Origin of the sequence: Vibrio sp. 10N.261.46.A3, from assembly GCF_041472995.1 — a bacterium.
Classification (GTDB): Bacteria; Pseudomonadota; Gammaproteobacteria; order Enterobacterales; family Vibrionaceae; genus Vibrio; species Vibrio coralliirubri.
The window spans coordinates 56234-67866 of the sequence record NZ_JBFRRH010000054.1; the positions used below are offsets into that span (position 1 = coordinate 56234).

The 11633-nt window shown below is 43.6% G+C and carries 9 protein-coding genes; 5 read left to right on the top strand and 4 right to left on the bottom strand.

The features are described from left to right. Positions 1 to 7 precede the first annotated feature (7 nt). From AB4484_RS13550 to zipA, 3 genes are all read right to left on the bottom strand, one after another. Positions 8 to 1171: a porin gene (locus AB4484_RS13550; protein ID WP_048606511.1), complete on the bottom strand. Its 1164-nt coding sequence runs from the start codon at positions 1169 to 1171 to the stop codon at positions 8 to 10. A gap of 525 nt (positions 1172 to 1696) precedes the next feature. Then, positions 1697 to 3709: an NAD-dependent DNA ligase LigA gene (gene ligA / locus AB4484_RS13555; RefSeq protein WP_372078675.1), complete on the bottom strand. Its 2013-nt coding sequence runs from the start codon at positions 3707 to 3709 to the stop codon at positions 1697 to 1699. A 92-nt stretch (positions 3710 to 3801) separates the two neighbouring features. Beyond that, positions 3802 to 4845, bottom strand: coding sequence for a cell division protein ZipA (gene zipA / locus AB4484_RS13560; protein ID WP_372078678.1), 1044 nt, complete (start codon positions 4843 to 4845; stop codon positions 3802 to 3804). A 229-nt stretch (positions 4846 to 5074) separates the two neighbouring features. Here zipA and cysZ point away from each other — a divergent pair, with 229 nt between their 5' ends. The 5 genes from cysZ (at position 5075) to crr (ending at position 10076) form a co-directional block, all read left to right on the top strand. Next, positions 5075 to 5833, top strand: a complete 759-nt coding sequence (gene cysZ, locus AB4484_RS13565) for a sulfate transporter CysZ (protein WP_029235129.1) — start codon at positions 5075 to 5077, stop codon at positions 5831 to 5833. A 237-nt stretch (positions 5834 to 6070) separates the two neighbouring features. Then, positions 6071 to 7039, top strand: coding sequence for a cysteine synthase A (gene cysK / locus AB4484_RS13570; RefSeq protein ID WP_017061934.1), 969 nt, complete (start codon positions 6071 to 6073; stop codon positions 7037 to 7039). Positions 7040 to 7341: 302 nt separating this feature from the next. Then, positions 7342 to 7599, top strand: a complete 258-nt coding sequence (locus AB4484_RS13575; RefSeq protein ID WP_004734263.1) for an HPr family phosphocarrier protein — start codon at positions 7342 to 7344, stop codon at positions 7597 to 7599. Between the two features lie 136 nt (positions 7600 to 7735). Further along, positions 7736 to 9460, top strand: coding sequence for a phosphoenolpyruvate-protein phosphotransferase PtsI (ptsI, locus tag AB4484_RS13580; RefSeq protein WP_372078680.1), 1725 nt, complete (start codon positions 7736 to 7738; stop codon positions 9458 to 9460). A gap of 106 nt (positions 9461 to 9566) precedes the next feature. Then, a complete protein-coding gene (gene crr, locus AB4484_RS13585; protein WP_004737851.1) occupies positions 9567 to 10076 on the top strand; it encodes a PTS glucose transporter subunit IIA in 510 nt (169 codons plus the stop codon). Between the two features lie 576 nt (positions 10077 to 10652). Here crr and AB4484_RS13590 read toward each other — a convergent pair. Next, positions 10653 to 11633: flagellin (locus AB4484_RS13590; RefSeq protein WP_050653764.1), on the bottom strand; the 981-nt coding region annotated here is incomplete at its 5' end.

Here is an 11633-nt window from a genome sequence, read left to right on the forward strand (position 1 = left end):
CTCTAGCTTAGAAACCGTATTCAAGACCGATACGAGTTACGATATCTGTGTCTTCAACACCATCTTTATAGAAAGTACGACCCGCTACACGTAGGTAAGGTACGAAACCGTTATGAACAGCCATTAACTGACCAGAAATAGTGCTGCTATCTGAACCAGCTTCTTTTTGACCATTCAATTCAGACTCTAAGTTGGCTGCGTAACCCAATTTGAAACCGATTGGACCATTCCAGTATTGACCAATAACAGAGTAAGAGTCTTGTGTTTGCTTACGGATACCGTTGTCTAGCTCTTCGCCTTTATATGCAGCTGCAATACCGAAACCTGCTGGTAAACTTGCTTCAAAACCAACGATGTATGCGAATGTGTCGTCATCATAACCCGCTACGCCTTTAGACTGAAGGTAGTTATCGCCTTCAGTAACTAAGTTTTTATCTGCATCTTTAACACCATTCGCTACATCTGCAGCTGTACCTACAGCGTACACGTCTGATGTACTAGCTACTACACGAGTACCAGATTCAACACCTGCCATAAATGTAATTTTTTCAAAGCTGTACTTAGCACTCGCACCAACGAAGTTAGCATCACGAGTCGCTGCACCACCACCGTTGTCGTTATCATCACGACCAACAGAAGCTGCAAAAGAGAAACCACCAAATTTAGCTGAATCGTAACGTACTTGGTTAGATTGACGATCGTAGTGACCGTTGATGCCGCCCCAATCGAATACAGAACCTAGACCAGGGTTAGAGAATGGCCAGTCGACGATTTCGTATAGTGGCGTAAGAACACGACCCACACGTAGGTTACCCCAAGAGCCTGAAGCACCAACGAAAGTATCACGGAAACCTAGAACACCACCTGAAACACCGCCATGAGACCAGTCTGTGCTATCTACGTAGCCAGATTCGATTTGCATTGTGATTAATACATCATCAAACATATCTTTATGAGCACGGAAGCCGATACGAGATTCATTCTCTACAGCGTAACCTGAGCTGTCGTCTCTGTTGTCAGTTGTGTTGTAGTTAACTACAGAGATAGCTGCAACACCGTATACGTCAACGTTAAAGTCAGAGTTGATACCAACTTCTTTCGCCATTACGCCTGTCGATAAAAGTGCAACGGATGCGCCTAGTAGAGTGCGTTTGAAAATTTTGTTTTCCATGGAATAAAACTCCTAAAAATGGATATAGCTGTTTGAATATTCCCCGCCTAAAGTTGGCCGCCGTAGAGAGAAATACCTTTTCTTGTTTGAGAACCCTAAACTCTGAATTCTCCATTTCCTTTCTGGTTATGCACATCGTGTGCATCCATGGCATTAAGACTAACTTCGCCCTCAAAAAGATCAATGAGAACTTAATTTTCATCTAAAAAAATATGAGTTGGTGCAAATTTAGTAGGTACTTAGTGATCCAGATCGATAAATTGTAAAGCTCACAACCAAAAACAATAAAAACAATAAATATCAAACATTTAAATAACTACCACTCTTATAAACATAGAAGTGACTCGCATTTTTGATACAACTATAACGGTATTTCATTAATGTTGAGCAGCGTCACTGTCCTGATTTTAGAGTTCGTATAGGAACAAAATTCTCAACAATTAAAAAGCCCTCATTTTTATATCAGAAACAAAAAAGGCACTCCCTTGGTAGGAGTGCCTTTGAGCTTTTTTTACCTGTATTTACTTACGAAATAAGGGCTATTAGATCTTCTTCTGTTCTTATTTCGATACCTAAATCTTGTGCTTTAGTTAATTTAGAACCCGCAGCTTCACCGGCAAACAAGATGTCCGTTTTCTTAGATACGCTACCCGTAACTTTCGCACCCAATGCTTGCAATGCCGCTTTGGCTTCACTTCGACCCAGTTGAGAAAGTGACCCTGTTAACACAACTACCTTACCTTCTAGTGGTAGCTCTTGGTCATCCGCAGCTTCTTCGATGACAGGCCAGTTAACGCCAAGTTCTATCAGCTGATCGACTACCGCTCTGTTTTTCTCTTGCGAAAAAAAGCTTGTGATATGGCTAGCGACGATGTCACCAATATCGGACACTTCAACTAATTGTTCATGGGTTGCGGCTTGAACCAGCTCCAGTGTTTTGAAGTGTTGCGCCAAGTTCATCGCAGTTGCTTCACCCACTTCACGAATACCTAACGAATAAAGGAAACGTGCCAATGTTGTGTCTTTGGCTTTATTAAGCGCACTCACCACATTTTGCGCCGATTTAGGCCCCATACGATCAAGAACTGTAATCACACCTGCGCTGAGCTTGAACAGGTCAGCGGGCGTTTCTACCATCTCACGGTCTACAAGCTGCTCTATCACCTTTACACCAAGACCATCAACATCCAATGCCTTTCTCGATACAAAGTGCTTAAGCGCTTCTTTACGCTGCGCCTGACATACTAAACCGCCAGTACAACGCGCTACAGCTTCGCCTTCTACGCGCTCAACTGCAGAATTACACACAGGGCAAGCATCAGGGAAAACAATGTCTCTCGCTGTTTCAGGGCGACGATCTTGTACAACAGCCACAATTTGCGGAATAACATCACCAGCACGACGGATAATAACGCTGTCGCCTACCTTCACGCCTAAACGAGCAATCTCATCGGCATTGTGAAGGGTGGCATTACTAACCGTCACGCCGCCTACGAAGATAGGTTCTAGTTTAGCAACCGGTGTAATAGCGCCAGTACGGCCCACCTGAAACTCAACGTCATTGAGCAGGGTAATCTCTTCTTGAGCTGGGAACTTGTAAGCAATCGCCCAACGTGGTGCTCTAGCAACAAAGCCAAGCACTTCTTGAGCCGCGATATCGTCGACTTTGATAACAACGCCATCAATCTCGTAAGCCAGAGCATCACGACGAGTCATAATATCTTGGTAATAGGCTTTCACGTCTTCAAGAGAGCTCAGTTGCTTAGTCTCGGGACACATAGGTAAGCCCCAACCTTTAAGCTGTAAGAAGCGTTGGTAGTGACTATTTGATAGCTCAGCGCCTTGTACAACACCGACACTGTATGCGTAGAAAGCCAGCGGACGTTTCGCTGTAATACGAGAATCAAGTTGACGCAGGCTACCTGCAGCGGCATTACGTGGGTTAACAAAGACTTTCTCGCCTTTCTTCAACGCCATCTCATTCAACTTATCGAAACCCGCTTTTGGCATAAACACTTCGCCACGAACTTCAATACGCTCCGGCCAGCCTTCACCTTGCAACTTTAGTGGAATAGAGCTGATCGTACGCACGTTTTCAGTGATGTTTTCACCCGTGGCACCGTCGCCACGTGTCGCAGCCTGAACTAAAGTACCATTCACATAGAGCAAGCTAACTGCAAGGCCATCAAGCTTAGGTTCACAACAGAAAGTCTTGAGGTTAGCGGTTGGCGCTCTATCAGACATTCGCTTATTGAACGCATCCAAATCTCCATCAGAGAAAGCATTGTCCAGAGAAAGCATTGGGATCTCATGAGTCACTTGAGTGAAGCCATCGAGAGGCTGACCACCTACACGCTGGCTCGGAGAATCTACCGTCACTAGCTCTGGGTTCTCTTCTTCGATCTTTAGCAATTGCTGCATTAATCGATCGTACTCGACATCAGGGATCTCAGGGCTATCTTCTACGTAATAACGAACGGCGTGATAATGCAGAGTTTCTCTTAACTGCTCTAAGGTAACTTGAATCGATTCTTTCATATCATTCTCTGTCGTGATTGAAATATCAAAAAGGGCTCCCTTAGGAGCCCTTTTCTATAAATATAGATTATTTACAAGGCTAAACAATACGGCTAGGCATTCGATGCCGTCATAAAGTCTCTGATTTGCTTGCGGTAATCAGATAAACGGTTTGGTGTCATTAAGTTGCGTGACTCATCCAACACGTTTCCGCCCATATCGTCGGCAATTTTCTGCGCCGCACTCAGCATCACATTGAAGTTTTGATCAGCTTGACCGTAACAAGGCAACGTCATAAAGAACGAAATACCTTTAGTCGTGAAGTCAGCAGGATCATCATGTTCTAACGTTCCTGGCTGCATCATGTTTGCTACGCTGAAAATAACCTTTGGTGCGTCTGTAGATTGTGCAAAGCAGTGGTAGATAGACATCTCACCATAAGTTAGACCGTTGTTCTCCATGCTGCGGAAAAGTTCAGTCCCAACGAAAGGGATCTCTCCAGCGCAGTGAACATTAAGAACAATCACTTCTAAGCCAAGTTCTTCATCTGGCTGAGTTTCTTCAACAGGCGTACTTTGTGGAGTCACGACTTGTTTCGCAACAACGGGCTCTCGTTGAGTAAGCGTTTCGGTTGGAACGACTGGCTCATCAACTGTCTCAGAAGGTTCTTCAAACGAACCGTACTGCTCTTTAAAGCCGGCATGGTTTTCTTTTTGCTCGTCAGTCAACTCAAAGCTTGGAACTTCAGGCTCAACGACCTTCTCTTCCTCAATTACTTCAGGCTCACTTTCAACCTTAATTGGGTCTTCTACGCTGAAAGAAGGAAGATCATTCAATTCGATGTCATCTTCGTAAGCTTCTTTCGCTTGTGGCGCTGTTAGCGGATCTGAGTCGATCAGCGGATCAGTCTCAGAGGGTGAAACAGCAAAATCCGGCTCTTTACGTTCTTTTCGGATTATCTCAAAATCATCTTCTGGGGCGAATGAACGGTTTGGAATAGTTTCTGCTTCATCTAAGCTGTCGTTATCAAGCTTACCGAGCGGCTTATCTCCAAACTTTGCTTTCCCTTCTTTTTTACTCGTCCATAGACCATGGAACAATAATGCGGCGATAGCTAATGCGCCAACAATAATGAGTACAAATCGCAATTCCTGCATTTTTCGCTCTCAGCTTTCTTAGTCAACTAGCTATAAACACGCTGTCACTAAGTTGGGTTAATTTGGCTAATCTCACTACTCTATCAAAAGTAGCCACTGTTTTAGAACAACTTAATACAATTAGTTCCTTACATGGTGTGATTTTCACCACGCTTTTTTTCTTAATTTCGGTCGAGTACACTAGACATGTTTGCTATTTAACCAAATTCACATGTGACCTAATTTAAATATGACTATTGAATCTGTTCCCCGCTCCGGCTTTGGCTATTTTATTTTCGGAATAAAAATCGCTTTATCACCGAGCATTCGTAAGTTTGTACTAATGCCACTTATCGCGAACGTGTTACTCGTTGGTGGTGCCTTGTTTTATATCTTCTCCAACCTAAATACTTGGATTGAAGGTTGGATTGGTGCATTGCCAAGCTTCTTGTCGTGGTTGTCATACATTTTATGGCCACTGCTTGTGTTAACCGTCTTGGCCACGTTCTCGTATTTCTTTAGTACGCTCGCTAACTTCATTGCCGCACCGTTCAACGGCTTACTCGCGGAAAAAGTTGAAGAGTTGTTGAGTGGTAAAAAAGTTAATGACGATGGTTTACTTGATGTCCTCAAAGATACCCCACGTATATTAGCGAGAGAATGGCGCAAGCTTGTCTACATTCTGCCAAAAGCGATCGGTTTATTCCTGCTTTTGTTAATTCCAGCACTAGGACAAACCGTTGCACCGTTTTTATGGTTCATTTTCACAGCATGGATGTTAGCGATTCAATACGCCGACTACCCGTTCGATAACCATAAAATCAAGTTTGATGACATGAGAAACAATTTGAAACAAAAACAAGGCAAGAGCTACAGCTTTGGCGCGCTTGTTTCTGTGTTCACCACAATTCCAATTCTAAACCTGATCGTAATGCCCGTTGCCGTTTGCGGCGCGACGGCGATGTGGGTTGCTGAGTTTAAAGACCAAGCTCTGCGTTCTCGTCTATAGTTCTCGTCTATTACCCCGCCTATACTTCCTAGTTTCGCCTATCTTTTTGAAGTTCTGATCTCAATAAAGATAGGCGTGAATTCTGCTACATATCTATATGATATAACTTTTTAATCCTTTTACCTTTTTTTCAACTTGTTTAATCTAAATTCAAGCTGAACAAACATCGAAAGACACTAGACGGTAAAGTGATTGATATACTACGTTTAGTTCTGTCAATAAATGAAGGAATATCGCATGAGCAAGATCTACGAAGACAACACCCTAACGATTGGTAACACACCTCTAGTCCGCCTTAACAAAGTAAGCAAAGGTAACGTCCTAGCTAAGATCGAAGCTCGTAACCCAAGCTTCAGTGTTAAGTGTCGTATCGGTTCAAACATGATCTGGGAAGCAGAAAAAGCGGGTACGCTTAAGCCAGGTATCGAACTTGTTGAGCCTACCAGTGGTAACACAGGTGTTGCACTTGCATTCGTAGCAGCAGCACGCGGTTACAAACTAACGCTAACTATGCCTGAATCAATGAGCCTAGAACGTCGTAAGCTGCTTAAAGCGCTTGGCGCAAACCTAGTGCTGACTGAAGCACCAAAAGGCATGAACGGCGCGATTGCTAAAGCAGAAGAAATTGTCGCTTCAGACCCAGACAAGTACCTACTACTACAACAGTTCAACAACCCAGCGAACCCACAGATTCACGAGCAGACGACTGGTCCTGAAATTTGGGAAGCAACAGACGGCGAAATCGACGTGTTTGTAGCGGGTGTTGGTACGGGCGGTACTATCACTGGTACAAGTCGTTACATTAAAGGTGAAAAAGGCAAAGCGATCACTTCAGTAGCGGTTGAGCCAGCTGAGTCTCCAGTCATTGCACAAGCGCTTGCAGGTGAAGAAATCAAGCCAGCTCCACACAAAATTCAAGGTATCGGTGCAGGTTTCATCCCTGGAAACCTAGATTTAGAGATTATTGACCGTGTTGAATCGGTAACTTCTGAAGAAGCGATTGAGATGGCTCAACGCCTAATGAAAGAAGAAGGTATTCTTGCTGGCATCTCATCTGGCGCGGCAGTTGTAGCAGCGAACAGAATCGCCGAACTACCTGAATTTGCAGGAAAAACCATTGTTACTGTACTGCCAAGTTCTGGTGAACGTTACCTAAGTACAGCCCTATTTGCTGGCATCTTTACGGAAAAAGAGAACCAACAATAATATGTGGTCAAATCAATTTTTCGTCCAAAAAAGCCCCGTTTAGGGGCTTTTTTGTTGATCCCTGCCCCACCTTTGGTAATATCGGGTCTGTTTTATTTTTCGCTTCAAAATAAAAGAAGCAATAAACAAATTCTGAAAGTCATGAGTACTCAACAAAAGACGACCATGGCTGGATAAAAATTTATAACCAGTCTAAGTTCTAACACGAACATGGCGTACTAGCCTCTAGCGCATTTGGGCTAAAGCAGTTAAGCTAATCTGGTTACAAACTTACAAAAAATAAATTAATTGGGGTATATAAAATGTACGAGAAGCAAGTAGAAATCACAGCAGAAAACGGTCTTCACACTCGTCCAGCTGCACAGTTCGTTAAAGAAGCAAAATCTTTCGACGCTGACATCACAGTGACTTCTAACGGCAAAAGCGCTAGCGCGAAAAGCCTGTTCAAACTACAAACTTTAGGCCTAGTAAAAGGTACTAACGTTACTATTTCAGCTGAAGGTCCTCAAGCTCAGCAAGCAGTAGACCACCTAGTTGCTCTTATGGATCAACTACACTAATACGGTCTCCTTCTTTCAAAGCCATTTTGCATAGCAAAGTGGCTTTGTTCGAAATAGATAGGAATAAGCGCGACATTAGTCGACGACTTAAAGTCACACACTCTCCCGTTTACAGTTGAACAACTAAGGTAAGGCTATGATTTCAGGCATCCTAGCATCTCCTGGTATTGCTTTCGGTAAAGCACTACTACTTCAAGAAGATGAAATTGTCCTAAACACTCAATCTATCTCTGACGACCAAGTTGAAGCAGAAGTACAGCGTTTCTTTGACGCTCGTAACAAATCTTCTCAGCAACTTGAAGTTGTTAAGCAAAAAGCACTTGAAACTTTTGGCGAAGAAAAAGAAGCAATCTTTGAAGGCCACATCATGCTGCTTGAAGATGAAGAGCTAGAAGAAGAGATTTTAGCACTCATCAAGAAAGACAAAATGCACGCAGACAACGCGATCCACACTGTGATCGAAGAGCAAGCTGTTGCACTAGAGTCTCTTGATGATGAGTACCTAAAAGAACGTGCAACTGATATCCGTGATATCGGTACTCGTTTCGTTAAAAATGCTCTAGGCATCAACATTGTATCTCTAGCAGATATCAATGAAGAAGTTATCCTAGTAGCTTACGACCTAACGCCATCTGAAACTGCACAAATCAACCTAGACTACGTTCTTGGTTTCGCTTGTGACATCGGCGGTCGTACATCTCATACTTCAATCATGGCACGTTCTCTTGAGCTTCCAGCTATCGTTGGTACTAACGATATCACTAAGCAAGTTAAGAACGGCGACATGCTTGTGCTAGACGCGATGAACAACAAGATCATCATCAACCCTTCAGACGCTGAATTAGCAGAAGCTAAGAAAATCAAAGAAGATTTCGAAGCAGAAGCGGTTGAACTAGCAAAACTAAAAGATTTACATGCTGAAACTCTAGACGGTCACCGTGTAGAAGTTTGTGGCAACATCGGTACAGTAAAAGACTGTGACGGTATCCTGCGTAACGGCGGTGAAGGCGTTGGTCTGTACCGTACTGAGTTCCTATTTATGGACCGTGACGCGCTTCCTACAGAAGAAGAGCAATACGTTGCTTACAAAGAAGTAGCTGAAGCAATGGAAGGCGAGTCAGTGATTATCCGTACTATGGATATCGGTGGCGATAAAGACCTACCATACATGGACCTTCCACAAGAGATGAACCCTTTCCTAGGCTGGCGTGCAGTACGTATCAGCTTGGATCGTCGTGAAATCCTACGTGACCAACTACGTGGTATCCTACGTGCTTCTGCACACGGTAAACTACGTATCATGTTCCCAATGATCATTTCTGTTGAAGAGATCCGTGAACTGAAAAAAGCAATCGAAGAGTACAAAGTTGAACTTCGCACTGAAGGCCTAGCTTTCGATGAAGAAATCGAAATCGGCGTAATGGTTGAGACTCCAGCAGCTGCTGCAATCGCACACCACCTAGCGAAAGAAGTATCTTTCTTCTCTATCGGTACTAACGACCTAACGCAATACACTCTTGCGGTAGACCGCGGTAACGAAATGATTTCTCACCTATACAACCCACTATCTCCTGCTGTTCTTACAGTAATCAAGCAAGTGATCGACGCATCACATGCTGAAGGTAAGTGGACTGGTATGTGTGGTGAGCTTGCTGGTGATGAACGTGCAACGCTACTTCTTCTTGGTATGGGTCTAGATGAGTTCTCTATGAGCGGCATCTCTATCCCTAAAGTGAAGAAAGTAATCCGTAACTCTAACTTCGCTGAAGTTAAAGCTATGGCTGACGAAGCACTATCTCTACCTACAGCTGCAGAAATTGAAGCTTGCGTAGAAAAATTCATCGCTGAGAAAACTCAGTAATCGCCAAATGCTTAATAAAGTTAGACGGCTAAAAATAGTCGTCTAATTTGTTAGATTGGTATAGTATATTCTACAGAATAAAACTAAACGTTAGGAGCATGACACAATGGGTCTGTTTGACAAACTGAAAAAGCTTGTATCTGATGACAGCGCTGATGCTGGTGCAATCGAAATCATCGCACCTCTTTCTGGTGAAATCGTAAACATCGAAGACGTGCCAGATGTAGTTTTCGCTGAAAAAATCGTTGGTGACGGCATCGCTATCAAACCAGCTGGCGACAAAATGGTAGCTCCAGTTAACGGTACTATCGGTAAGATCTTCGAAACTAACCACGCATTCTCTATCGAGTCTGACGACGGTGTTGAGCTTTTCGTTCACTTCGGTATCGATACTGTTGAACTTAAAGGCGAAGGCTTCACTCGTGTAGCTGAAGAAGGTCAATCTGTTAAAGCTGGTGACACTATCATCACTTTCGACCTAGCGCTTCTAGAAGAGAAAGCGAAATCTACGCTTACTCCAGTTGTTATCTCTAACATGGACGAAATCAAGGAGCTGAACAAGCTTTCTGGTTCTGTAACTGTTGGCGAAACTCCAGTTCTTAAAGTAACTAAGTAATCTCGATTACTTATCTGCTTTAATTAAAACGCTACCTAAGGGTGGCGTTTTTTGTACCTGTTATATTTGTTCAATACCTCAGATAGGCATTACTGAGTATCACACCGAAAACCTTCTCCTAGCTCCCTCAACCAGTGACAAACACACTGACCGTTTGTCCCCTGCTATCCGACCTAGTTTTTTACTAAACGTTGTTAAGCGCTATTCAAAGCATTTCACCTATACATCAAATTACACTTGTGAATTTTAACAAACAGCAGATCTCTGATATCTCGTTCTACTCGATTCTGAGATGACGACTAGAGGCTTCGATTCAGGTAAAAAATTGATCAATACCACCCTATAGTAGTCATTCCCTACAGTGAGGAACGAACGCGATAGGGAATCTCGCTTTTGCTCCTACCTACCAACATTGCACCTTTCCAAATACGCCTTCACCAAATAACAGGCAATAAAAAACCCAGCCGAAGCTGGGTCTGTTTAGCGCTCATCTCTCACCACGAGCTAATTTGTGGAGGCCTTACGTTAACGCCTATGATGATCAACAACATATAGTCAACGTGGTTTTTTAATCGATTAACCTAGTAGGCTAAGTGCCGAGTTCGGCGCTTGCTTCGCTTGAGCAAGAATCGAGCTTGAAGCTTGAGAAAGGATCTGAGACTTAGTCATCTGAGTCGTTTCTTTCGCGAAATCGGTATCTTTAATACGGCTCTTAGATGCGTTAACGTTCTCGTTAATGTTGTCTAAGTTACTGATAGCGTGGTCGAAACGGTTTTGGAAAGCACCTAGCTCAGCGCGGTGGCTGTCTACATACTTAAGTGCCGCATCGATAACTGCTACAGACTCTTGTGCGCCGCCAACTGATGTAACGTCGATAGTATCAACGGTTACGTCTTTGCCAGGTTGCATGCCTAGTTCGCCAGCCAGGCTGCCAGAGAATGCCACTTCACCTTCAACTTTGTTGTTACCAGTAAACATTTGTAGCTTACCGTCTTCAGTGACAGACGCTTTAACAGAATCTTGTTGACCGTTGATGTAAGTTGCTAGCTCTTCGATGTCGTCACCCGCTTTTGCGCTGATGTCGATTTCTTGTGCTTGGCCGAAGTTATCAGTGAACGACAGTTTTAGGTCGTTAGAGCCTGCTTGAACGTTCCAATCTTTGTCTTTCGCGTTCTCAGTTTGGTAGCTCTTACCACCCATCTGAGCGTTATCAGAGCGCATGTCTTTCAGTTGAAGCATTACCGCTTCACCGTTATCCGCACCGATTTGGAATGATTTAGTACCATGAGTACCGTTAAGCAGCTTGTTACCACCAAAAGACGTCGTTTCCGCGATACGGTTCAGTTCGTCGTTCAGTGCTGTTACTTCTTCTTGAATCGCTACACGCTCAGATTTTGAGTTTGAGCCGTTTGAAGATTGTAGAGACAAATCACGCATACGTTGCAAGATGTTAGTCGTCTCGTTCATTGCACCTTCAGCTGTTTGTGCAATTGAGATACCGTCGTTCGCGTTACGTACAGCAACATCAAGACCACGACTTTGAACGTTCAAACGGTT